Source organism: Stappia stellulata (genome assembly GCF_020176715.1).
Lineage (GTDB): Bacteria > Pseudomonadota > Alphaproteobacteria > Rhizobiales > Stappiaceae > Stappia.
The window spans coordinates 19,184-43,637 of sequence record NZ_JAIVMF010000011.1 but is presented as its reverse complement, the minus strand read 5'-3'; the positions used below and the strand labels follow the sequence as shown (position 1 = coordinate 43,637).

The following is a 24,454-nucleotide window of genomic DNA, read 5'->3' as shown; positions in this document are numbered from 1 at the left end:
GGACCGGCCAGCGGGTGGTCTCAGCCTGTGACAACGGGCGCAGGTCCTGCGGTCCCGACGGGCGGTGTGGACTGCGCGCCGTGGCAACGGCGTGGGCGGTCGCTGCGCCGCGTCAGGCCTGCGAGGTCTTGCCGTCGAGAAATTCGTGCCTTTCCAGTTCCCGTTGCACCCGCGCGATCTCGCTGTTGTAGCCGGAATGCTTTGCCATCTCGAGGCTGGCATAGAGCAGGCGCTCCGCCGGGAGCGCGCGCCCGCGGTGCAGGAGCGACAGGGCATAGGTCGTCATGGCACTGTTGAGCCGAAGCGACATGGCATTGCGCCGGGCGATCGCCATCGAGCGGATCAGCAGCTTGCCGGCGGTCGAGGCCTCGCCATTGTTCAAGAGAACCCTCGCACGCAGATGCAACGCCTCGCAGGCGAGCGACGGAGCCCCCATCATTTCGGCGTAGTCTTCCACCTCGCGAAGCCTCTGCATGGCATCTTCCGCTGACAGCGGCGTCTCTGTCGCAGTCAGCATGCGCGTGCGGATCTCCGACAGCACAATATGGCGGCGGACGTCCTCATGTCCTCCCGTGTCGGCGAACTGCCGCGCCTCGCGAAGCAACAAAAGAGCCTTTTCGGGATCTTTCGCCGCCTCCAGGCGGGCGCGGTGATTGAGGAAGACCGCCGCGGCCCGCACATCGTCGTCTTGCCTACCCCAGTCGATGGCTTCGTCATATTGACGCTCGGCCTTGCCGATGTTGCCCATCAGGTGGTCGATCAGCCCCAGGTAGCCAACGGCGAGCTTGTAGACCCGGTCACCGCGGATCTTCTCGTCGTCGCGGATGCGGCGCAACCGGCTGCGCGCGGCGGAAAGCCGGCCGCGTTCGATCTGCACCATCGCCAGATTGAGGGAGATGCGATTGTGCTGGCGGCCAACGTCTTCCTGCCCCTCTATCCCGCGGTTGAACTCGATCGCCTGTCGCAGCAGGGCCACCGCATCCGTGAGGTTGCCCTGCACCAGACAGGTGAGGCCGGCCTCATTGTAGAGCCAGACGATCTCGTCCCGGTGGAGCGCATTCATCTGCTTGAAGGCAAGGTCCGGCCGGTAGGCTCGAAAATCGCGTTCCAGATCGACTTCGGCGTCTGTCTTGCCGGTTTCGGAACCGATCGCGGCCCTAAGGTCCTCGACATCCAGCAGTTCCCAGGCCATGCGGATGATCCAGCGCAGGCGAACCTTGTAGGTTTCGAAGTACCCGCGCTTGCGTTCCGCCCGGCTCGCCGGGTGGCTCTTGTAGTCCTCGAACCGCGAGACGACGGCGACGGAGAACGTCGAACGCACCATCGTCAGTGCGGCACGCAAGGCCTCCACGCGGGTCGTCTTGTCGTCGGTCGAAAAAAGCCAGGGTTCGAACCGCTGTTCCGAATGCGGGATGTCGGGATACTGCGACAGGCCGACAAGCAGCCCGCGCAGGTATTCATAGGCTTCGTGGCTGAGCCGCGGAAGGCCCGAGGGCATCGAGGCGTAGAGCGAGGGCGAGAAGCTGTTGATCGCGACCGGATCGGCCGTGCCGCTGCCCAGTTTGGAAATCCCGTAGCGCTGGACGATCCGGTGAAGCGCGAAGCGGTACTCCATCTGAGCGGGCCAACGCCGGTTGTCGGCGTCGGACGCGGCTTCGCCAAGTTGCTTGACCTGCGGATGAGGATGCAGTCGGAAGCACAGCCCCCGATGAGCCAATGTGTGGAGCGCCCGCGAGATCGTGCGTCTTCGGCTTACATCGAATTCCGTTTTCGCATCGCGGAAATAGGCGCGAATGTCGGGCAGGCGGACCAGAACATTGGCGCTGACGGGCGAACCTATGACGGCCAGGCTGCGCAGCAGTTTCTGGTGGAGTTCGATGTCGTTTTCCGGATCGCCGATGACGTGGAAGCGGGCGTAGCTGTCGAGCGCCGCCCGCAACGCGGTCTGCTCGCGCTGCTCGACGCTGACGTTGCGGATCTCGTTGACCGTATTGAAGATCAGGGCCTCGGCTTTGCGGGCGCCTTCGAGCAGGGTTTTCTCGCGCAACACCACGCGTTGGGCCGCGGCGAGCAGCAAGGTCATGCAAAAGCGGTTGTTTCCAAGATGTCGGCGGATCTCGCGCCATTCGCTCTCCGAGTCGCCTTTTTCTGTCCGGTAGCGCAGAAGCATGACGCGCCGCATCAGTGGGACACGCTTGTCTCGAGCTTGTTTTACTTTGGCTCTATCCTTGAGTGCGGCAATGACCTTTGTGGCAACGTCGATTTCCACTGTTTCCCAGTTGGCCACAAGGCGTTCCGCAAGGCCGGCCGGCTTGTCGGTCGCCCATAATTCGCTACGCAGTTCCTTGGCCTCTCGAAAGACGGTTCCAGCGGTAAGCTCTTCCAGAGTGCCACGAGAGTTGGCGAACTTCGATGACCGGTGTCGATACATGACGAACAAGGCGGTCGCCAAAAGGAAGAAATTGTCGATGAGGAATTCCGTCGTCTTCATCGGCCGGGCGAAGTGGATGAGGTTGGTCTGCTCGTTCGTTGCGTTCGGGTCGCTTGACGAAAAGGGAATGCCGGAGGCCACACTGCGGTGCAGCGTGCTTTCAAGACCGCGTGCGCCAATCCCCGGCCGGTCGATGCGAAGGGGGTGCAGGGCGGGAAGCGGCGGTTTGTCGAAGCTTTTCCTCATCCTGCCTTTGGGATCCGGGGGGGGCGTGCGCCAGAGATCGCCGAGGCCCGTTTCAGATCCGGTGGCGATAATGTCGATCGGCAAGGAGCTTGCCTCCTCCGACATGAGATAGGCGAGAACATCGTGGATCTCCGCGTTCTTCGCCCGCCGGTTTCGCTCGATCAGAAGCTCCACCCCGTTGATATAGATGAGGACCCTTGGCTGCAGGGGGCCGGCACTCGGGCCGGCATTGGCGAAGATGCGGCTTTGGGTGCCGAATGTTTCCAACGCGTGGCGCAGGCGCAGCGTGCGCGGCAATTCCTTGAGGTCTTTCGCCGTCTTCCATCGTTCCCGTTCGTCTGGGTGTCGCTGTTTCGCTTCAAACGATTTCCGCGCGTCCGTGTCATGCAGTTCCGCGTTGAGTTGCCTGAAGAACGTCGTCCGATCCGGCGAGAAACCCGCGAGCTTTTCGCTTGTTCGCTGAACATCGAGTGCCAGTTCGTCGAGAGCGTCGATGAGCATGTCGTAGACGGAGGCAATCTCCGTCGAAAAGCTGAGGTTGATGAAGACGGCGCCGAAATAGACCGGCCTCATCGGCGCCTCTGACGGCGAAATCGGCAGCCCATCCTCCGGCCATGCGGCGCGCATATAGGCGGAAAGGCCGAGCCCCGTGTTCATCATCGACAGCAGGCAGCCCTTGCCCAGTCCGCGGTGGGCGGCAATCGTGTAGTATCGACGCCCGGCGTTGAGCCGGCCGTTCTCTTCGTCCCTGCAGCGCTGGAGGTATACGGCTCGAAGGAATGTGTCGGCGGCCCGCACACCCGTTTTGTTCAGGTATTTCGTCTCACTTGCGATCCGGCTGTCGTCGAGGGCGGATGCGGATGTCGGCCAGGCCTTTGCCACGCTTGTCTCCGCCTTGCTCAGGTCGGAGATCACACTGTCGATGCGATAACGGATGAAGCGTCTCGGCAGGATAATGCGCTCTTCCGCAAAGGCGTCCCGGGTTTCGGCATCCGCGTCGATCCGCTCGAACCGGGCAAGCCGGTGGGGCGGACTTTGCTGCCAACGCTCCCACCAGGAGCGCCACTCCTTCTCCAGGCCGTCCAGCGAGGCATTGAGCGAGCCGGTCAGCAGTGCCCCGTAAATCCCGTCAAGCGCGATCTCCTGCGCCTTCAGGTCGCGCAGCAGCGCGCCGAGACTGCATGTCTGTCCGGCGCCGGGGGACGTCAGAATTGTCCGGGCGATATGGGTGAGCAGCAGCAGATAGAAGTCGAGATAATCGGTGCCATCGACCGTTTCGGAGCCATGGCGGTTCTTGGCATTGCTGGCGGCGCGCGATGTCTTGTAGCGGATCGGGGTGAACGTCGGGCAGACGAGACGACATAAAGGCTCGCTCTCAGTGAGTGGGGCCAGAAGAATTTCTGCCGTCAGTTCCTCTTTCCCGAAAAGCGCGGCGAGCGCGCCGTGTTCCTGGCCGTTCCGCTCGATTGTCCCGAGGCTTTCTTTCAGGCGCTGAAGGAGGTCTGCCGTATTGTACGGCGACTGGCCGTTTTCCGTTTTCAGCGTGGACGGGTCGTATCTTTCGCTCAGAGCGGGTTGCGTTTCTCCGTCGCCGAGGTTCTTGAGGGCTGTCCGCCGGTCGTTCACGATACGCGTCAGTTCGCTGACGAGGGACAGGATCTTGTGCAGCCAGTCGATGTCCTGAGGGGTGTCGCCGACCGTGACCTGCCCGCCGCCGTAGAAGATCGTGTGCACGCCGTAGCGCAGATAAAGGGCGGTGCTGGTCTTGGCGCGGGCCGCTTCGTCTTTTTCGGCCGGCAGCAGCACGATGGAGGTGTAGCCGACCTCGCGGTCGCGGTCGCTGATGAATTGGCGCAGCGGCCGCAACAGGTCCGCCTCTGTCATGCCGAGGCCGAGAAACAGGGTGGGGGCGCCGGAAAAGGCAATGGAAATGCCTTCGTCGACCATCTCCCGCATGGCATCGCGGCGCAGATAGAGGTCCATGTAATCGGCCTCCGTCACCACAATGTCTTCCGTCTTGCTCGCCCGCCCGTGCAGGTGGAAGACGGAGGCGTCGACCCCTTCGTCGCTCAACGAGAAACTGACCAGATCCGAGGCCGTTTCGCGGCGAAAGGTCAGATCGCGAAACACGCCACCGAGGCTGTCGGAGCGGTGGCTGCGCAGATCCATGTATCCGCGCGGAAACGGACTGCCGTCGGCGGGGCCGCCATGATTGTCATGCTCGAACCGCCTGTAGCCGGCGTCCTGGAAATAGCGCTCGATCTCGAAGTCGTAATTGGTGGTCAGAAAACGGCTGATCTTGAGCTTGCGCGCCGTCTTGACCAGCGGATCGAGACGCTCCGACAGGATCGAGCGGCGCGAACGAAAGTCGTCGGGCTTGACCCCGTCGAAAATCGAGAGGTTGGGAAGTCCGGGCGCCGGCACTTCGCCGTCCTCCCGCTCCAGTTCCGTCATCGGGTCCTCGATCAGGGCGAGCAGCATGCCGGCAAGAAAGCGCGATGACGGCGTCAGGAAGGTCCGGTCGTGTTCCGATCCCTTGTCGTCCTCGCCCGCCTGATCGTGGAGGCTTTCTGTCACGAACGCCGCGATCTCTTCCCATCCGCGCGCCGTGGCCGCCCCGGCATCGATGATCTGCCGAATGTTCCCGCACCGAAACGGCGTCAGGACGGTGTAGCGGTCCGGTTTCTGCCGGATGCCCGGGATCCGGCGACCGAGTTTTTCCGTGTCGAGCACATTGAGGGTTCGCCGCATCTGGTCGGTGCGTTTTTCCCGGTCCCTGGTCGGGTCCTCGCGTCCGGCGTCCCGGTCATAGGACAGTCCGGACAGCAGGATCTGTTCGGCATGCGCGGTTTCGTCGATCAGAAGCGCCTTAACCAGGTCGGAGAAGGGCATCTGCGTTTCGGCCTTGCGCGCCTGGCGGTAGAATTCGACCAGGCTGTCCGTGAAAGCGCTATAGGCAATTTTACGCGCGCTTCGCACAACGCGCCCGCTTTTGTTCAGAAACGTCGTCAGCTTGTCGATGCTTACAAGCGGCGCTGCATTGTCGGTGTGGTGCAGGCACCCGAGCGCGTTGCGCTTCAGGATTTCGTCCTTGTCGTCGGGCGTGATGTCGCGTTTGTGCAGGAAGAGGCTGGATTGACGCTGGAGCAGGTCATGCAGTTGCTGGGCGATCTCGAACAGGACCGGGAGGCTTTCACCGCCGGGAAACTCGCCGCTGTCACCGCGCGCCTGGTCGAAGGTACGCCTCAGCCTGGTGACATCCGCGCGGGCGTAGCCGATCTGGCGCTGGCGGCTCGCGATCCAGCGCGCGATGTTTCGCGCATCGCCGACTGTTAGTCCATCCTTGGGCGTTGTTGGATCTTGCGTGTCGACAATGCCCTTTTCAAAAACTCTTGAGCGCAGGGTTTTCGCTTTTTGGTCGACAGTGGCGTTTTTGTTCGGATGCACCGGACCAGCGGCGATTTCCTCCCGTTTGAGATCGGGATCGATAATATAGAGACTTGTCGCCAGTGCGATTTCAGCCTGCTCAATTAGAACGACGAAGCTGTTCGCCATTTGCGAAACCACGTCGGTTTGCAGGGTCTTCCATTCCCGCCAGCTGAGGCGGCCGAAGCCGGCGGAAAAACCCGAGCCGATGAAGGCCGTCAGGTTCCGGCTGTTGATTGCCTGAAACAGGAGTTGCTTGCCCTTGCCCTCGATCAGGCTCATGTCGAGCGTGTCGTCGATCTGGTGGATCGTATAGGGCCAGTAGCGAAGCTGTTCGCGCAGCTCCTCGAAGAAGTTTGCCTTCTCCTCGGCGGGCGTCACCGATGGCGACCCCTTCTCGTCATCCTCCGTCGAAGTCTCTTCCATCCGTCCCCCCCCGAGGCGCTGCTTTTATCGTCTCGCTCCGGATCAGCCTCCAAGAGCCCGTGTTTCGAACGCGCCGGCGTCGACATGCATGTCGAGTTGATCGGTCTCCGGCAGGTCCGATACGGCGTAGCGCGAGGCATGCGGTCCCAGAGTGCTCATCTGGATGATCTTTTCCATCGACCGCGCGCCATGCCGGAACTTCGCGACCTCCAGAAACGCGTTGAGAACGCCGTCGTCGACCGAGGCCTCGCCGGTTGTCGTCTTGATGATGGAGGAGGCGTGTTCCTCGAGCAGGCTGCGCAACAGGATCGCGCGGCGCAGGACGTGATCGTCGTCGCGTTCATCGTCTCCGCGATCACGGGGATCGGGGCCGCGCACGTCGATATGGCCGCTGAGACGGGAGACGAAGTCCGTCAGCTTCAGTTCCGGCTTGTCTGGCGCCTTGGACGCCAGATCGCGAAAGGTGTGGCTGGTTCCGCCGGCGAAGACGAACAGGCCGCGGCCGATGGGGTGAAGCCGCGCGCCTTCGCGGAAGGTGCCGTCCTGCATCGGGGCAAGGAAATGCGGCACCAGAGAAAGCCCGTGTGAATCAAACTCGTCGAAGAAGCAAAGTGGCGTTCTGCCCTTGAGGTTCTCGTCCCGGATCTCGTGGAAGAACCCCGGAAGGTCCTCGGCCGTCGCTTCGGACAGGTTGAAGACCTTCCCCGGCAGCTCGAGCGGCGCCACCATCTGGTTGATGCCGAACGATTTTCCGGCACCCGGCGGTCCGAATACCGCGATCGACAATGGTTTTGTCGTCCCGCTGTCCTTCAGATAGCTGCGGATTAGCCGGTTGATGGCGCGGTATCCCTCGATCTCGGTCCGGTCGACCGTGAAGAGTTTTCCGAAGCGGGCCGATGGTACGTTCGACAGGACACCCAGACCTTTCTGCACGATGCCGCGGGCAAGCTCCCGGTTCGATGTCGACCGCGGAACAACGACCCGCGGCTTCGGGCCGTGAAACGCGAGATTCTTTTCGCAGCGGTAGCACTTTAGCTGTGCCTCCGACGGTTCCGGCATCGGGAACTCGAGCGTGTCTCCGCGTTCCGTCAGCCGGGATTGCGCGAAGGCGCGCTGCCAGGCGAGCGCACGCAGGACGGGGTCGCAAAGATCGCCCGGACCGGAAAGGTTTCCCGCTTCGGCGATGCCCCGCGCGAGTGCGGTCGTGAAGCTGTTCATCTTGCCGAACAGGTCGCCCGCCTGTTCCTTCTCGACATCGCCCTCCGCAAGTGCGGGGTCGAACAGCAGATCGAGGGTGAGGGCTGAGGCCTTGTTCCGGCTCAGGATCGCGGCACCCTCGACATCGAAGAGCACCAGAAGATGGTCGCAGCCGGACAAGAGTTTCGGGAGAAGGCCCGTCGTTTCCCGCGCCTGTCGCAACAGATCCTCGACGACGAGTTCCCACGACAGCCCGCGGACCAGGCGCACGCCGCTTGCGCGCAGGTTGTTCGCATTGACGATCAGGATCCGCCTGGCCCCGTTCAGGGTCGCGATCCGCTCCCACAGCCGGCCCTCGCCAAGCGGCAGGTGCATTTTGTGGAGAATGGTCCGGTCCGCGACCTGCCTGTCGAAAAGCGGCGGGCCCCAGATGTCCTCGCGCTCGCGCAGTCCCCCGCTCGCGTCGTTCAGGATAACGAGCGGCCACGAGCCGTCCGGGCAGGTTTCCGATATGTGCGATGGCAGCGCCGGCCGCGTGCTGGTGCGATAGCCGCCGAAGCTGGATACCCGCAGCTCGAGCGGCGCGTCCGGGCGGTGTTCCAGGAACTGGCCGTCAGCATCGACATAGCGGACATTGGCAAGCGATTCCACGTGGGTCTTGCTGCCGGAGGCCGGGTCCTCTCCGCCCTCGCGGGCGTCGATCTGGGTATGCTCCGGCCCGGCCATGGTCACATCGAGGCCATGGCTGATGAGCATCTCGCGGGTCATGTGGACCCCACCGTGCAAGGTCCACATCTTCCAGGTTCCGTAATGGGCCCAGTCCGGACTGGTCTGGCCTCCGACCGGGGGAAGGGCGACGATGAAGTGGTCGACCGCAGGGTCGCCGAGCAGAAGCACGCTATGGTGGGGGGAACCGGACGTCGGCAAGAGGGGCACTCCGGATAATTCTTGTTCGTTCAGCGGCTTGCCGCTCGGTTGGTGAAAGTCTGAAATCGGTTTGCCGACGAGTATCGGGGCACCTGCAATCAAATGCGACGCTACGTAATGTCGAGGCAGAGTGACACCGGAGAGCGGGAGTTGTAAAGCCGGCAGATGCAATACGCAGGGGTGTGTGCAGGCAGCATGCCTCACACATCTGCCGTAATGGCAAATTGGCTGTCGCAAGAGAGAGGCGTGCCGGCCCGACTGCGCTGAGGCCGAGGCGAGCAACGGGCCCCGCTCGCGGCGGTGCTTGTTTGGGGCGACACGATCCGTGTCGGGATCGGCAAAGCGACCAGCGGCTGCAAGGGGGCGGGGCAAGGGCGCTGGACGTTTCCCTGCGCCGGCGCGCGCCGTGGTTCAGCGCGGCCGGCCGGGCGCCTTGCTCAGTCGATCACGCCTTGCGGCGAGAACCCGCATTGCTCGGCGAGCTTGAGGTAGGCCGCAGTGAAGCCGCTGAGCGAGGCGGTGTAGAAAGGGCCGCCGGGGCCGATGATCTCGATGATGCCATTGGCCCGCATCGCTTGCAGCACCCGCTGCTTGTCCGCCTCGGCAAATTGGCTCTGCGCGTAGGCGTAGCCATCCGCGTCGAAACCGGCTGTCACGCTCGCCTGCGCGCTGTCGCCATCGTCGAAGACAAAATTCAGCATGTCCCCGTCATCGAGAACCGTCGCCTGGCCGCGAAAGGCCCGCTCCATCACGGAAACGCCCGGATAGACATCGGGGGGCAGGACATCGCCGTCGGACACTTCGATCTGGACGGTCGGGTCGCCGTCTCCTCCGGTCCACATCTGGCAGGTGGTGCGCAGGTCCTCGCCCGTGTCCAGTTTTTCGATCAGGACCGTCCAGTCCTTGTAGGTGAAATACTCGCTGGACGCAGTCGCCGGCAGGCTGAAAAGGCCGGCGGCGAGCGCAACGGCAACACATGGCAAACGAAGCATTGAAGGTTTATCCCCTTGAAGTCGCGATTGATTCGTCTTTTTTAGATCGCGGAATAAGATCACAGTTTCGACGGGGCGTCGCGCGCAACCTGCCGCACGGTCGGCTGCGGGAACGGCCCTGCGGCGGCGGTTTCGGTCGACCGCGCGCAAAGCTGTTGTTGATTGTGGGGGCGCGGGCGGCAATCATGACGGTGCAACGCCAACGAGAAAGGGCGCCCACGCTCTCCCTGCCGGATTTCAGAGGAGGACGACATGCGACTGACCGATGCGCAGCTGGAGCAGTTCGAAACGGAAGGCTGGATCTTCATTCCCGAGTGCTTTTCACCGGAGGAAGTCGCGGTTCTGCGGGACGAGGGCGAGCGGATCTATGCGCAGGACCGCGAGGAAGTCTGGCGGGAGGCGTCGGGCGCGCCGCGAACGGCCTTTGCAGCCCATCTCTACAATAAGGCCTTCGCCATTCTCGGGCGACATCCGCGCCTGATCGAGCCGCTTGAGCAGGTGTTCGGCGAAAAGGTCTATATGCATCAGTTCAAGGTGAACGCGAAGGCGAAGTTCACCGGCGATGTCTGGCAGTGGCATCAGGACTATGGCACCTGGCATCGCGATGACGGCATGCCCGAACCGCGCGCGATGAACATCTCCGTGTTTCTCGACGAGGTCTATCCCTTCAATGGTCCGTTGATGCTGATCCCGCGAAGCCACCGGCACGGGGTTCTGGACGCAAGCCACGACACGTCTACGACGAGCTATCCGCTGTGGACGCTCGACAATGACGCGGTGGAGAAGCTGGTGGAGGAGGGCGGTCTCGTCGCCCCGACAGGCAAACCCGGGGGCGTATTGATGTTCCACGGCAATCTGGTGCATGGCTCGGCCGGAAACATCACGCCGTTTCCGCGCAAGATCGTCTATCTGACCCTCAATGCGGTCTCCAACCACATCCGCAAACCGACGCGCAAGGAGTGGATCGCGCATCGCGATTTCACGCCCATCGAGGCCTGTGACGACGATGCCCTGCTGCGTCATGCGCGCGGGCGAAGCGAGGCGGCGGAATAGGCCGCCGGGCGTCCGGGCCGCAAGCTTGCGGAAGCCGGGCAAGGCGGGATCCCGCCTTGCCTTGGTCCCGCGTCTGGGACACAACGGGCGGTGGCCGATGCGGCCTTTCAACTGTCCTGACTGGCTGACGGCGCTTGCGTGATCCCGACATGACCCTGACCATCGTCACCGGCGCGGATGCGTCTTTCGCCCGGACGTTGGCGCAGTTCCTGATGAGCGTTCGTCGCCGTCGCCTGCATCACGGCGCGCGCATCGCGGTCTATGATCTCGGACTGGGTGAGGCGTGGCGGGCGAAGATTGCCGCGCGGTTCCCCTTCGCTGAGATCCTGCCGTTTTCCTTCGCCGACAAGCCGGCGCATGTGGCGATCGGGGCTGGCGCATTCGCGTGGAAGCCCCTGGTGATCGCCGATGCGGCCGCCCGCTTCGGCGGCCGGCTTTTCTGGTTCGACAGCGCTACCCTGTTTCATGGCGACCTTTCCGAACCGCTCAGTGTCCTGGAAGAGACCGGGGTCTATACGCTTGAAGGACAATCCAATCTGGCGCAGCGCTGCCGGAGCGAGGTGCGCGATTACCTGAAGGCGGATCCGGACGACCTGCACCGCAAGATCCGCATCGGTGGCGTGCTGGGGTTTGATCTCGACGCGCCGGCCGCGCGCGATCTTCTGGCAGAGTGGGCGAGGCTTGCGCTCGACCCTGACGCCTTTCGTCCGGCAGCGCCCGATCACAACGCCGATCAGGCGGTGCTGACCATCCTGCTCTTTCGTTTCGAGCGCGAAGGGCGATTGCGGCTGAATGCCGGTGACATCGACATCTCGTCCGCGCGGCCCGTGCGCTGGATGAGCTCGCGCAACAAGGTCGCCGCGCACCGGCCGCTCTGGATGGATCCGCTGGTGCGCGCCGGGTACCTCGCCTACAAGACCCTCGACCGGCTCACCTTGCGCTGGCAGGATTTCTACCGCCGGCGCGTGCTCGGGCTGCATCGCTGGCCGAAGGAGCACTTCCAGACCTTCGTGATGCGCGCGGGCGATGCCGCGCCCACGCCGATCCCGGCGCCCGCGCTCAGCTACTACGCGGATCCGTTCCTGTGGTGCCATGAGGGGCGGCTGTGGCTCTTCGTCGAGGAGTTCGAGTATCCCGAACAGCTCGGGCGGCTGGTGGCGATGGAACTGGACGACGATCTGCGGCCCGGCCCGGTGCGGCCGGTGCTGCCGCTTCGCGAGCATGCCTCCTATCCCTATCTCTTCGAGCATGATGGCCGGCTCTGCATGCTGCCGGAAGCCTGCGCGCTGGGCGCGCTCGATCTCTATGTCTGCGAGCGGTTTCCCGATCGCTGGCGGCGGGTGCGCAGGCTTCTGGAGGACGTCGATGCGGTCGACAGCGTGCTGTTTGAGCAGGGCGGCTGGTGGTGGCTTCTGACCAACGCGAAGCCGCTTGGCGCGGAGGGCGGACGGTCGCTGGCGCTCTACCGCATGCGCGATCCGGAAAGTGGCGCGCTGGAGCCGCATCCCGTCAACGCGCAAGGGGTTTTCGCGGACCGCGATCACGGATATGGCCGGGGCGCGGGCAGTCTGTTCCTGGACCGGGACGGGCCGCTTCGCGTCCTGCAGAAGAACGACGACTTCTACGGGCAGGCCGTGGAGGTGCGCCGCATCGTGGCGTTGAGTGAGGCCGACTACCGGGACGAGGGCGTCGATCCGCGCCATCCCCTGGCCGCGCTTGCCGCCCATGTCTCGCCCCATCACATCAGCCTGCACGGCGATGCGGTCGCCTTCGACCTGCGCGACCGGTTGGGCTTTGTTTCCGGCCTTCCATGGATCGGGCGAAGGCTCAACGCGATTGCGCCGGCTGCCAAGCGGTTTCTGGCGGGCGGGGCCGGGATCGAGACGGCTGTTGCGCAGACCGTCAACCGTCTTGTGGCACTGGTCCGGCCAGCCGATGGCCGCCCACCGTCCAGCGATCGGCCAGGTGGCGAATGACAATCGTATTGTTCCGGCTTTCGGGCGTGCCATCGCCGGAGTTAATCCGCCCGAGGCTCGATGTCCGGTAGAGCGACTTCCGGCTCCATTGCTGAAAGCCGGCCCGACGCGCCGGGATGACGAATTTCGGCGCCGTGCAAAACCCGGAAATCCAGACATCGTCGACAAAGAAGGCAGCCTCCGGCGCGTCCCGGTGGGTCAGCATCGCGTCCATGTCGGGAAAGAAGCGCGGCCGGACCAGATAGCCGGAATAGCCTTGCAGGATGTCGATGGGGCGGGGAGCGCGAAGGCGCCGGGCCCGGATCGGCACAGGTGGCGTCATCTGGAGATTGGACCAGATCGTCGTCGGCCGGTCGACGAAATCCGCCGGAACCACCCAGCCCGTCAGGCCAAAGGCGGCGTCAGGCGTAGCCTGCGCGTGATGTGAGAGATCCGCGAGGAAGCTGCGGGGATAGATGCGGTCGTCGTCGACCACGACAATCGGCGTATCGGCGTCGACGCCGGCCAGCGTCGGGAACAGCTTGGTCGCGGGGCCGGCGTCGTCGCAGCGCACGATCTGGACCATCTTGAGCCCTTCGAGCCAGTCCGGGATCTCGTAGGCGCAGTTTTCGCGTCGGGAATGATGCGGAATGTTGAGGCGGATCTCGGCCGGCGGCAAGGTCTGGTCCAGCAGGCTTTTCAGCGTCATGCCCAGATTTGCGATGCGGCTCGGGATGGTGGAGAGCGTCACCACGATGTCGCTGCGACGCTCCGTTTCGGCAACCGTCGCATCCAGATCGGCAAGGTCCAGTCGCGACAGCCGCCAGGCCCGCGCCAGATCCGGCAGCAGGGTTTCGCCCTCGAAGAAGTCGTGGACGAAAACGCCGGCGGCTGCCGTGGCGCCAAGGGCGGAAAGCGAGAGCGGAACGAGCAGCGACATGGGCGGGCGAGATGTCCGGACGGGTTGCGTGGGCGGACACTTGCCCTGGCCCGCCGCCGTGTCAAGGTCGGGCCGAGGCCGGGCCGGGGCTAAAGCGCCTGTTGCCAGTCGCGCACCGTCTCCAGCGGCCACAGCAGCATCAGCACGTTGAGCGTGAGATTGTCGCGAATGACAATGGCGGCGATGATCTCCATCGCAAGCGCCAGCACGACGGTCACCGCAACCGGAAGGCGCAGCGCGAGCCAGAAGCCGACGAGCATCCAGCCGATGTCGGCGACCGAATTGATGACGCTGTCGCCGGTGTATCCCACCGCAATCGTCGCTTCCCGGTAGCGGTCGATGATGATCGGGCTGTTTTCCAGGATCTCCCAGGCGGCCTCCAGAACCGTTGCGCCGACGGCGCGCCAGCCGGTGCTCAGCCCGGGTGTCGCGATATGAAACAGCCAGTAGAAGAGGAAGCCGTGGATGATGTGCGAGGGCGTGTACCAGTCCGAGAGATGCTGGGAATTGTCCGACGAAATCACGTCGCCGGTCCACAGCTTGATCTCGCCGCAGGTGCAGATCGGCACGCGCCCCATCGCCAGCAGGATGACGGCGGTGGCGATGACAAGCACCACAAGCGTGATCGTGGCGGGCCAGTGACGATACGGCGAGGACGGGGCAGGGGGCGACATGCGGGCAAAGGTTCCGAATCCAGACGGCAGGATCGCAACCCTAGCCGGTCGCGCAGGCTGGGCAATGCCCAAAGCGTACGTTCGCGCAATGCGACACTGGTATTTGGCGCGGCAAATGAATAGACCTGCGGGCAAAGGATGGGCGCGCGCGACACGCGCCGCCATGCCCCAGGTTTCAAGGAGACGGCATGAGCCTCACCGAAAGTCAGCCCACCGCGACGCATGCCGGCGCGCAGGCGTCCTTCAAGACCCGCCGCACGTTTGCGATCATTTCGCATCCGGATGCCGGCAAGACCACGCTGACGGAAAAGCTGCTCCTGTCGGGCGGCGCGATCCGGGCGGCCGGGCAGGTGCGTGCGCGCGGCGAGCGGCGGCGGGCGCGCTCCGACTGGATGAAGATCGAGCAGGAGCGCGGGATTTCGGTCTCGTCATCCGTGATGACCTTCGAGCGCGACGGCATCACCTTCAACCTGCTCGACACGCCGGGCCACGAAGACTTTTCCGAAGACACCTACCGCACGCTGACCGCCGTCGATGCGGCGGTCATGGTGATCGACGCGGCCAAGGGCATCGAGACCCAGACGCGCAAGCTCTTCGAGGTCTGCCGACTGCGCGACATTCCGATCATCACCTTCATCAACAAGGTCGACCGCGAAGGCCGCCATCCGCTGGAGGCGCTCGACGAGATCCAGGAGGCGCTTGCCCTCGACGTGACGCCAATGACCTGGCCGGTGGGCATGGGGTCGGATTTCTTCGGCATCTATGACTGGAAGGCCAAGCGGTTCATGACGTCGGGCGAGGGCCGCGGCCAGCGCTGCGACACCGTGGTCGAGGTCGAAGGACCGACGGATCCCAAGCTGGTCGATACCGTCTTCGAGAAGGTGCTGACCGAACTTGAGGAAAACGTCGAGCTGGGCGCGGAAGCCTATCCCGCGTTCGACCGCAAGGCGTTCCTGGAAGGGCATATGACGCCGGTCTTCTTCGGCTCGGCGCTGCGCGACTATGGCGTCGAGGAGATCATCCGCTTCATTGCCGAGTTCGGTCCCGCGCCGCATGCCCAGCCGGCAACCACCCGGATCATCCGTCCCGAGGAAGACAAGGTCACGGGCTTTGTCTTCAAGGTGCAGGCCAACATGGACCCCAAGCACCGCGACCGGATTGCTTTCGTGCGCCTGTGTTCCGGCACCTTCAAGCGTGGCATGAAGCTCAAGCATGTGCGCGCCGGCAAGACCATCGCCGTCTCCGCGCCGATCTTCTTCTTCGCTGAGGAGCGCGAGCTTGCCGAAACGGCCTATCCCGGGGATGTGATCGGCGTGCCGAACCACGGTCAGTTGCGCGTCGGCGACACGCTGAGCGAGGGCGAGGAGATCCACGTCACCGGCCTGCCGGCTTTCGCACCGGAAGTGCTGCGCCGCGTGCGCCTGTCCGACACCATGCGCGTCAAGCAGATGCGCCAGGGCCTTCAGGACCTCGCCGAAGAGGGGCTGGTGCAGATCTTCAAGCCGCAGATCGGCTCCAACTGGATCGTCGGCGTGGTCGGCGTGCTGCAGCTCGATGTCGTGGTGGAACGGCTGCGCACCGAATATGCGACCGAGATCGGTTTCGACGCGGTTCAATACAACACCGCGCGATGGGTTGAGTGCGATGATGATTCGATTTTGCGCAAGTTTATCGAAACAAACCCGTCAAGTATCGCCATGGATCGCGATGACCGACCGGTTTTTCTGTTCAAAAATGCCTGGGAAGTGTCTTACGTTTCGGAGAAAAACCCGGATATCCGCTTCCGGGAAACCCGCGAAATCGTTCATACATCAATAACTTGAGTCGTTTTCATCGGATTGCCGCCAAGCGATTTCCTCGGCTGGGAAAACAAAAAAGCGCAGTGTGTGCGCTTTTTTGTTGAGCCCGCACGTGCGATGCGCTATTTGTATGACAGCTAAGCTGCTGCAATTTCAACTTGAATCACCAACCAGAAACCATAGTCCCTGGAGGCCTCACCATCGTGGCCCTGCTCGTACCCTACGCCCCGAAGCTGTCCTTGCGTATTTCTTATACGCTTGAGGCCGCGCGCCTGTGGCTTGGGGGCAAGCCGCCGGCCGTACAGGTCGCGGCATTGCCGTGGCGGCGGGTGTCTGGCGGTCGTGTCGAGGTCCTCATGGCGACAAGCCGGGACACCGGGCGTTGGGTGCTGCCGAAGGGCTGGCCGCAGAAGAAGCGCAGCCTCAGCGAGACGGCTGCCTGTGAAGCTTGGGAAGAGGCTGGCCTTCTGGGGCGGATCTCGCCCAATGCGGTTGGCAGTTTCTTTTATCGCAAACGGCTGAACAGCGGGTTGCACCGACGTGTCCGCGTGTCCGTGTTTCCGCTCGCGGTCTGCGGACAGGCCGAAACCTGGCCGGAATACGGCCAGCGCGAGTTGCGCTGGTTTTCGCCGGAAGAGGCGGCTCGCCATGTACACGAGCCGGAGCTGGCCGAGCTGCTGCGCAATGCGGATGTCATGAAGCGGCTGGTATGATCCGCCGATGTTTTTCTCGATGACGCCCGAACCGAGACTGCAGCGGCGAGCGGCAGGCCGGCGCCCGTTTGCCCGCGGACCGCAGGCGTGAGCGAGCGTGGCGTCAGGACCGCCGTCACCACCATCGACAAGGACCTCGACAAGCTCGGCTTTGTCGAAGAGGCGGCGGGTCATCTGTCGCGCTCGATGATCGCGCTTGGTTTCGCGGTTCTCTTCCTGGTGATGACCGCCTGCATCGCGGCGCTGCTTCTGTCCGACAATCCGCATTGGCTCCTGCTCACGGCAGCGCTGGCGCTTGGCGGATACATGGCGCTCAACATCGGCGCCAATGATGTCGCCAACAATGTCGGGCCGGCGGTGGGTGCCCGCGTGCTGACGATGACGAGCGCGCTGCTGCTTGCCGCGCTTTGCGAGAGTGCCGGAGCATTGCTCGCCGGCGGCGAGGTGGTGACGACCATCTCCACCCGGATCGTCGACGTGGGCGGCTTTTCCGAACAGGCGGATTTCCCGCTCGCTATGCTGGCCGCCCTTGTGGCGGCCGCCCTGTGGATCAATCTTGCGACGGTGCTGGGCGCGCCGGTTTCCACCACCCATGCGGTGGTCGGCGGCGTCGTGGGGGCTGCGATGATGTCGGCCGGCAGCAGTGTCGTTTCCTGGGGAACGGTCGGCGCGATTGCCGCAAGCTGGGTCGTCTCGCCCTTGCTTGGCGGGCTTGTTGCGGCGGCGCTGCTGGCATTGGTCAAGACCCTGATCATCTACCGGGACGACAAGATCGCCGCGGCAAGGCGCTGGCTCCCGGTCATGTTCTCCCTGATGGCGGGCACCTTCGCGCTGTATCTGGTGATTGTCGGGCTGTCGCGGTCTCTGCCCGTCGCGCCGGGCGTGGCGCTTGCGATCTCGCTCGCCGCTGCCCTTTGCGTCTATCTGCTGTCGGTGCCCCTGATCGCGCGGGCGGCGACGGGCCTTGAAAACCGGAACCAGTCGCTGCGGCGGCTGTTCCGCATTCCGCTGATCGTGGCGGCCGGCGTCCTGTCCTTCGCCCACGGCGCCAACGACGTTGCCAATGCCGTCGGCCCCGTCGCCGCGATCTTTTCGTCCTTCAGCGATGCCGAGGCCGTGATGTCGGCGGGAGGTTATCTGTTTCCGGTTCTGCTGATCGGCGCGTTGGGCATCTCGCTCGGCCTGTTGCTGTTCGGCCCGAGGCTGGTGCGCATGGTCGGCGAACGGATCACGCGGCTCAACCCGATCCGGGCCTTTTGCGTGGCGCTTGCAACCGGTGCAACGGTGCTGCTGGCGAGCGGCCTCGGCTTGCCGGTGTCCTCCACGCATATTGCCGTCGGCGCGGTGTTCGGGGTCGGCTTCTACCGCGAGTGGTTCATGAACCGCGCCCGGACCCTGAGGGTCGGCGAGATCCTGCCGCTTGCCGGAGGGTTGAGCGTCCGTCCGCGCCGCGAGCCGGCAGACCTGCGCCGCCGCAAGCTCGTGCGGCGGGCCCATGTGCTGACCATCGTCTCCGCCTGGGGCGTGACCGTGCCGGCCGCGGCGATGCTGGCTGCGGTCGTCTTCGCTGTCTTCGACTGGGTGCAATAGGATCCGCTTCCGGATTTCAGGTTTCCCGCCATGGCTGCCGGCAAAAGATGACGCGATGCGTCGCGGCGTCCCCATTTCCGGCATCATCGTGTAATCGTAGTGGCCGTGTTTCAAAGGAAAGTCCGCTGCATGTTGAGATCCCTGTACCGACGCCAGCTTGAGGCCGATCTCCCGCGCTGGGTCGAGGCCGGCTGGATCGCGCCGGAAGGGGCCACGCAGATCCGGCGCGACCTCGGTGCCGACGGCGAGGGGCGGTTTCGCCTGCCCCTGCTGCTTGCTGGCATCGGTGCGATCTGCATCGCCCTGGCACTTGTCGCCTTCGTTGCGGCCAACTGGGAGGCGATCCCGCGCCCGGTCAAGCTTGCCGGCATTGCGGCGCTGCTTGTCGCGGCGCATGGCGCCGCAGCCCTGTTCGCCGCGCGGGGCTGGCGCGCGGTTGCCGACATCGCGACGCTGTTCGCGGTGCTCGTCTTCGTCGCCGGCCTGTCGCTGGTCGGGCAGATGTACCATTTGCCGGTGGACTGGCAGGCCGGCAGCCTGATCGTGGTGGTCGGGGCGCTGGCTGCGGCCTGGCTCTGCGCCTCAAGGGGGGCGGCGCTGGTGGCAACGATTGCCGCGATGATCTGGCTGTTCTGGCGCGACGACACGTTGCATCTCGCAACGCCTGACGGCCTGCTCGCGCTCATTCTCCTGGCGGCGACGGCCGGGCACGTCCTGCGCCACAGCTCGCTTGCCGGACGCCTCGCGGTGCTTGCGCAGGCGCTTGCGACCTATGCCGCTTTCGTCATTGGCGAGATGGACCGCATGGATATGTCCTGCGACGCCGAGGTCGTCTCGGCAGTGCTGCTTGGACTGGCGGCACTGGCCGGCGCCTTCGCTGTCTGGGGCCTTCTTGCCGACCGGCTGCTGCGGGGCGGCGCGGACGGCGTGGCGGCTCTGGCGGACACAGGCTTGCGCACCGCCCCTCTCTTGCTGGCGCTTGGCTGCGTGATCGGGCTCTTTCTTGGCCTCGACAGCTACGATTTCCTTGGCAATCGCGTGGATGCAAGGGTGTTGCTGCTCTGGCCGGTGACTATCGTCACACTTCTGGCGGCAGCCGGCGCGGCCCTCGCGATCACGCGGGGGGTCTGGGACGGGGCTTTCACCGCGGTTCTGGTCGCGTCGGCTTTGTCGTTCGCGCTGCCGCTGATGGTGGTGTGGTTTCCCGGCCAGGTGGTCTGGATCGCGGTGATCGCGCTTGCCGGCGCCGTTGCGATCAGCGTGGCGGGGTCGGCGGCCCATCGCACCTCATGGAGCGTTTTTGGAAATCTGGCGATTGCGGCTGTCCTGCTGATGTTGCTTGAACACACCGTCGGTTCGCTGATCGGCCAATCGGTCTTCTTCCTGCTGGCGGGGCTCGCGCTGATCGTGGTCGCCCTTGTCAGCGGCTACATCCTGCGCAAGCGCCCGGGCAAGACGGAGGCGGCGTCATGAGGCTGGAAACACTCTCGCCCTGGGTGCGCTGGGGAGCGGTTGCGCTCCTGCAGTTGGTGCTGATCCTGCTGCCGCTTGCGGAACGCTGGTCGGTGCATGCGACGGGCCAGGAGGTGACGCTGGCGCTGCGGCCGATCGACCCGCGCGATCTCCTGCGCGGTGACTATGTGATCCTCAATCCCGAGATCGGGCGGATCTCCCGCGATCAGGTCGGGCGCGGAACGAATCTCGCGGCCTTCGGCCTCGGCGACACGGTCTGGACCGTGGTGGAGCGCGATGTGGAGGGCATCTTCAGGGCGGTGGATGTGCTGCCTGCGCCGCCGCAGGACGGACGTGTCGCCCTGAAGGGGCGCGCCGGATCGCCTGCGAACGGCGAGGAGCTGCGCGTCGACTACGGACTGAGCGCCTTCTTCGTCCCTCAGGGCAAGGGCAAGGAAATCGAGACGCTGCCGCGCGAGCAGGTCCGCCTGGTGGTGGCGGTCACCGGGAGCGGTCGCAGCGCGCCGCTGCGGCTGCTGGCAAACGGCAAGGTTCTGCTCGAGGACAGTGCGTTCTAGGGAGTATAAAAACAAGCATATTTGATGCATGTTTTCCTTGCATCGACTCCCCTAAAGAGGTATCAAATATTCCTATTTAGGGAAGATCGACATGAGACTGACGCTCCAGACCGACTACGCCTTGCGCATGCTGATGCATCTTGCGGTGCAGGATGGCGACCGCGCCACGATCAGCGATGTCGCGGACAGCTACCGGATCTCCAAGAACCACCTGATGAAGGTCGCCCAGGCGCTGGTCCGCGCGGGCGCTGTGGCGGCCGTGCGCGGACGCGGTGGCGGAGTGCGCCTCGCACGTCCCGCCGAGCGCATCAGCGTCGGCGACGTCATTCGCAGGCTGGAGGAAGGCAGCGCGCTGGTGGAGTGCTTTCCGGGCGGAAATGGCACCTGCCGCATCACGCCGTCCTGCCAGCTCAAACATGCCCTGCACGAGGCGCGCGAGGCCTTCTTCTGCGTCCTCGACGGCTATTCGATCAACGATCTGGTGGCGGGCAATTCCGGCCTGAGAGAGATCCTTGTCGGAGACGCGGCATGACGACCTTCCGGGTAAGAAGCGCTGCCGAGCGTCGGCAGGAAATTCAGGATGCGGCGGCAGCGCTCGGCATCGACGACGGCTATATCTCGACGCTGGTCGAGACCTTTTACGCCCGCATACGCGCGCATGACGTCCTGGGTCCGATCTTTGCTGCGGAAATCGGCGACGACTGGGCGCCGCATCTCGCCAGGATGAAGGACTTCTGGGCCTCGGTCGCCATGATTGCCGGGCGCTATTCCGGCAAGCCGGTGCCGGCGCATACAAAGCTCGCCGATCTTCAACCCTGGCATTTCAAGGTCTGGCTCGACCTGTTCGAACGGACGCTTGAGGACACCGCGCCGCATCCGGACGCGGTTCCCTATTTCATGGAGCGGGCGCAACGCATCGCCCGAAGCCTTGAGTACGCGATCTCCGGGCTGCCTCCTCTCAACGCCGGAGCGAAATCATGAGCATTGCTGCCCTTGTCATCGTCGCGGAGGTCGGAACCGCGCTGTTCTTCGCGCTCTATCTGGGCGCGCTCACCATCGGACTGCGGGAGGATCGCGAAGAGGTTCGCGTGCCGGTGCTCGACGCCACCGGCCGGGCGCTCTTTTCGGCGGCCAAATACGGCTTTGCCGCCGGCATCCTGGCGCTCGTCGTCCTGACTGTCCTGAACATTGCGGGGACCATCGCATGAGCCCGAACATCACACCGACGACCGGAAACACCCGCTGGAGCGGGATCTGGCCCTGGCTGCTGCTGTGGGGCGCGGCCCCCATGCCGCTCTACATCTGGCTCGTGGTGGGGATGCTGGTGTAGCCGGTCACCCGGCATCTTCCTCCGCCAGGATTTCCAGTTCCAGCCAGGTTTCCTCGGCGCTGGCGAGTTTTTCCTGCGCCTTGGCCATGTTCGCCATCAGCGTGTCGAAGCGCTTCGGGTTCTTCGCGAAAAGGTCGGGGTCGGCCAGCTCGCGCTGCATGTCCGCGATCTCCCGGCCGAGCTTTTCGATTTCCTTCGGCAGCGTCTTCAACTGATGCTGCTGGGTGAAGCTCAGACGGGATTTCTTCTTCGGTTTTTCCTCAGCGGGCGCCGTTTTGGCCTTCGTCTTGGTCGTCTCGCCGCCGCCACGCGGAGCGCGCGCCGAGACGCCGGCGCCGCGCTGGGCGATCATGTCGGAATATCCGCCGGCATATTCGCGCCAGACGCCATCGCCTTCCGCGAAGACGATGGAGGTCGCGACCCGGTCGAGAAAGTCACGGTCGTGGCTGACGAGCACTACCGTCCCCGGATAGTCGGCAAGCATTTCCTGCAGAAGATCCAGCGTTTCCAGATCGAGATCATTGGTCGGCTCGTCGAGCACCAGAAGGTTCGACGGGCGGGCCAGCGCGCGGGCCAGCATAAGCCGTCCGCGCTCGCCACCCGACAGGGCGACCACGGGAGTGCGCGCCTGCTCGGGCGCGAACAGGAAGTCCTTCATGTAGGATACGACATGCCGCGCGCCTGACGACAGCACCACCTGGTCGCCGCCGCCGCCGGTGAGAACCTCCGTGACCGTGTCGTCGTCGCGCAAGGATTCGCGCGCCTGATCCATCGTCACCATGTCCAGCGTCGAGCCGAGCGTCACGCTGCCGCTATCGGGGGCAAGCGTTCCGGTCAGGAGCTTCAGCAAGGTGGTCTTGCCGGCGCCGTTCGGTCCGACGAGCGCCACCCGGTCGCCGCGCAGGATGCGGGTGGAAAAGTCCTTCACGATCGGACCTTCGCCATAGTCCTTGGAGATGCCCTTGGCCTCGATCACCCGCTTGCCGGACACCTCGGTGTCGCCGACCGTCAGCTTGACGCTTCCCTGCGGTCCGCGGTGCGCCTTCTTCTGGGCGCGGAGGTCGCCGAGTTCGCGCACGCGCCGCATGTTGCGCTTGCGCCTGGCGGTGACGCCATAGGTCATCCAGTGCTCTTCGCGCTTGATCTTCTGCGCAAGCTTCTGCTGGTCGCGCTCTTCTTGCTCGAACACCTCGTCGCGCCACGCCTCGAAATGCGCAAATCCCTTATCGAGCCGCCGCGAGGTGCCCCGGTCGATCCATACGGTGGCACGGGTAAGGTCGGCCAGAAAGCGCCTGTCGTGGCTGATCAGCACGATGGCCGATTTCATGGAGGCAAGCTCGTCCTCCAGCCATTCGATGGCCGGCAGGTCGAGGTGGTTGGTCGGTTCGTCGAGAAGCAGGATGTCCGGTTCCGGCGCAAGGGTGCGCGCAAGGGCTGCGCGGCGCTTCTCGCCGCCGGAGAGCCGTGCGGGATGTTCCTCGCCGGTGAGGCCCAGCACCTCGAGCAGATATTGCGCGCGGTAGGGATCGTCGCCCGGCGCCAGTCCGCTCGTCACATAGTCGAGCACGGAGGCGGCCGCACCGAAATCGGGTTCCTGCGGCAGGTAGCGGATCGTGCGGCCCGGCTGGACGAAGTGCTCGCCCGCGTCCGGCTCGATCATGCCGGCGGCGATCTTCAGGAGCGTCGACTTGCCGGAACCGTTGCGGCCGACGAGGCCGATGCGGTCTCCTTCCCCCACCTGGAGTTCGGCCGAGGTGAGCAGCGGCGTGCCGCCGAAGGTGAGCGCGATGTCGCGAAGGTGCAAGAGAGGTGGTGCCATCGTGTCTCAGTAGGCAAAGACGCGTGTCTCCGCAACCGCCATCGGCAGGGCGCGCAAGCAATTCGCCAGGCCACGTTCAGGCGTCCGGCAGGGCCTTGGCGGTTTTCAGAATCTTGCGGGTCATGGACATGAGTTTCGCCATTTCCCGGCGGGCGGCCTCCGGGTCGCGGGCGACGATGGCGTCGAGCACCAGCCGGTGCTGGTCGAGCGCGATCGGATCGCTGACGCGCGGATCCGAGGTGATCGAGATCGAGGCCCTGAGCGCGTTCTCGATGCAGGCGCCGAGGCCGGACAACAGCGCGTTGCGGCTGGCGGCAAGCATCAGCCGATGGAAACGCACGTCCGCGTTCAGGGTTTCGGGATTGCGCTCGCCATCGGCGGCCCCCATGGCATCGAGCGCCTCGCGCATCGCGGCGATGGCCTCGTCATCCGCATGGCGCGCGGCAAGCGCCGCAGCTTCCGGCTCGACGAGGTCGCGAATGCCGACGAGTTCCGCGAGAATCTGGTGCTGCGGCACGACCTTCGCGCGCCAGGCCAGCATCTGCCCGTCGAGGAAATTCCAGTCGACCTCGGGGCGCACGCTGGTGCCGTGCTTCGGGCGCGAGGAAATCAGGCCCTTGCCGACAAGTGTCTGCAGCGCTTCGCGCAGACAGGTCCGGCTGACGCCAAGATCCGCCAGCAGGTCGGCCTCCGTCGGCAAGGTGCTGCCGGGCGGATAGGAGCCGTCCAGGATCCGAAGGGCGATGATCTCCGCAACGGCGGATTTCAGGTTGCCCCGCAAGGGAGAAGCTGCGTCCTGCATCTGGCGTTTCTCGAGCCTGTCTATTGCGACTGCATGATTTGCGCACATGCCATCGGGCATCGCCGCGCGCAAATCAAGAAAAACACGCTGCGGCATCTGATCGC

General features: G+C 64.6%; 18 protein-coding genes. 11 read left to right on the top strand and 7 right to left on the bottom strand.

What is annotated here, in order from left to right; translation table 11 throughout:
• Positions 1 to 112: 112 nt before the first annotated feature.
• From LC092_RS13770 to LC092_RS13760, 3 genes are all read right to left on the bottom strand, one after another.
• Entirely contained in the window at positions 113 to 6,529 is a 6,417-nt protein-coding gene (locus LC092_RS13770; RefSeq protein ID WP_224807285.1) for an SIR2 family protein, read from the bottom strand.
• 42 nt (positions 6,530 to 6,571) lie between these two features.
• The gene (locus LC092_RS13765; RefSeq protein WP_224807283.1) at positions 6,572 to 8,653 is read right to left on the bottom strand and encodes a hypothetical protein; all 2,082 of its coding nucleotides are present in this window, start codon (positions 8,651 to 8,653) and stop codon (positions 6,572 to 6,574) included.
• 437 nt (positions 8,654 to 9,090) lie between these two features.
• Positions 9,091 to 9,645 carry a hypothetical protein gene (locus tag LC092_RS13760; protein ID WP_224807281.1) on the bottom strand — a complete coding sequence of 185 codons (555 nt, stop codon included), beginning with the start codon at positions 9,643 to 9,645 and terminating at the stop codon, positions 9,091 to 9,093.
• A 252-nt stretch (positions 9,646 to 9,897) separates the two neighbouring features.
• Here LC092_RS13760 and LC092_RS13755 point away from each other — a divergent pair, with 252 nt between their 5' ends.
• Together LC092_RS13755 and LC092_RS13750 are read left to right on the top strand one after the other, a co-directional pair.
• Positions 9,898 to 10,698 carry a phytanoyl-CoA dioxygenase family protein gene (locus LC092_RS13755; protein ID WP_224807279.1) on the top strand — a complete coding sequence of 267 codons (801 nt, stop codon included), beginning with the start codon at positions 9,898 to 9,900 and terminating at the stop codon, positions 10,696 to 10,698.
• A 149-nt stretch (positions 10,699 to 10,847) separates the two neighbouring features.
• Entirely contained in the window at positions 10,848 to 12,674 is a 1,827-nt protein-coding gene (locus tag LC092_RS13750; protein ID WP_224807277.1) for a hypothetical protein, read from the top strand.
• Here the strand turns inward: LC092_RS13750 and LC092_RS13745 are convergent.
• On the bottom strand, positions 12,601 to 13,593 hold the full coding sequence (locus LC092_RS13745) for a hypothetical protein (RefSeq protein WP_224807275.1): 993 nt from the start codon (positions 13,591 to 13,593) through the stop codon (positions 12,601 to 12,603). The genes LC092_RS13750 and LC092_RS13745 overlap by 74 nt on opposite strands.
• Before the next feature lie 89 nt (positions 13,594 to 13,682).
• On the bottom strand, positions 13,683 to 14,267 hold the full coding sequence (locus LC092_RS13740; protein WP_224807272.1) for a DUF2585 domain-containing protein: 585 nt from the start codon (positions 14,265 to 14,267) through the stop codon (positions 13,683 to 13,685).
• A gap of 188 nt (positions 14,268 to 14,455) precedes the next feature.
• On the opposite strand from LC092_RS13740, the gene LC092_RS13735 reads away from it, so the two are divergent.
• The 9 genes from LC092_RS13735 (at position 14,456) to LC092_RS21165 (ending at position 21,729) form a co-directional block, all read left to right on the top strand.
• Positions 14,456 to 16,090, top strand: coding sequence for a peptide chain release factor 3 (locus LC092_RS13735; protein ID WP_224807271.1), 1,635 nt, complete (start codon positions 14,456 to 14,458; stop codon positions 16,088 to 16,090).
• Between the two features lie 179 nt (positions 16,091 to 16,269).
• A complete protein-coding gene (locus LC092_RS13730; protein WP_224807269.1) occupies positions 16,270 to 16,779 on the top strand; it encodes an NUDIX hydrolase in 510 nt (169 codons plus the stop codon).
• An 87-nt stretch (positions 16,780 to 16,866) separates the two neighbouring features.
• Positions 16,867 to 18,369: an inorganic phosphate transporter gene (locus LC092_RS13725; protein ID WP_224807266.1), complete on the top strand. Its 1,503-nt coding sequence runs from the start codon at positions 16,867 to 16,869 to the stop codon at positions 18,367 to 18,369.
• A gap of 129 nt (positions 18,370 to 18,498) precedes the next feature.
• Positions 18,499 to 19,842, top strand: a complete 1,344-nt coding sequence (locus tag LC092_RS13720; protein ID WP_224807265.1) for a DUF2157 domain-containing protein — start codon at positions 18,499 to 18,501, stop codon at positions 19,840 to 19,842.
• Positions 19,839 to 20,399 carry a GDYXXLXY domain-containing protein gene (locus LC092_RS13715; RefSeq protein WP_224807263.1) on the top strand — a complete coding sequence of 187 codons (561 nt, stop codon included), beginning with the start codon at positions 19,839 to 19,841 and terminating at the stop codon, positions 20,397 to 20,399. The genes LC092_RS13720 and LC092_RS13715 overlap by 4 nt, the downstream gene beginning before the upstream one ends.
• Before the next feature lie 91 nt (positions 20,400 to 20,490).
• A complete protein-coding gene (locus LC092_RS13710; RefSeq protein WP_224807261.1) occupies positions 20,491 to 20,931 on the top strand; it encodes an RrF2 family transcriptional regulator in 441 nt (146 codons plus the stop codon).
• Complete coding sequence (locus tag LC092_RS13705; RefSeq protein ID WP_224807259.1) at positions 20,928 to 21,380, top strand: group III truncated hemoglobin; 453 nt, start codon at positions 20,928 to 20,930, stop codon at positions 21,378 to 21,380. Before LC092_RS13710 ends, LC092_RS13705 begins: the two co-directional genes overlap by 4 nt.
• On the top strand, positions 21,377 to 21,607 hold the full coding sequence (locus LC092_RS13700) for a hypothetical protein (protein ID WP_224807257.1): 231 nt from the start codon (positions 21,377 to 21,379) through the stop codon (positions 21,605 to 21,607). Before LC092_RS13705 ends, LC092_RS13700 begins: the two co-directional genes overlap by 4 nt.
• Positions 21,604 to 21,729 carry a hypothetical protein gene (locus LC092_RS21165; protein WP_263627143.1) on the top strand — a complete coding sequence of 42 codons (126 nt, stop codon included), beginning with the start codon at positions 21,604 to 21,606 and terminating at the stop codon, positions 21,727 to 21,729. Before LC092_RS13700 ends, LC092_RS21165 begins: the two co-directional genes overlap by 4 nt.
• A 4-nt stretch (positions 21,730 to 21,733) precedes the next feature.
• Here the strand turns inward: LC092_RS21165 and LC092_RS13695 are convergent, their stop codons facing one another.
• Together LC092_RS13695 and LC092_RS13690 are read right to left on the bottom strand one after the other, a co-directional pair.
• A complete protein-coding gene (locus LC092_RS13695) occupies positions 21,734 to 23,548 on the bottom strand; it encodes an ABC-F family ATP-binding cassette domain-containing protein (protein WP_224807255.1) in 1,815 nt (604 codons plus the stop codon).
• 76 nt (positions 23,549 to 23,624) lie between these two features.
• Positions 23,625 to 24,350, bottom strand: a complete 726-nt coding sequence (locus tag LC092_RS13690) for a FadR/GntR family transcriptional regulator (protein ID WP_224807248.1) — start codon at positions 24,348 to 24,350, stop codon at positions 23,625 to 23,627.
• Between the last annotated feature and the right edge of the window lie 104 nt (positions 24,351 to 24,454).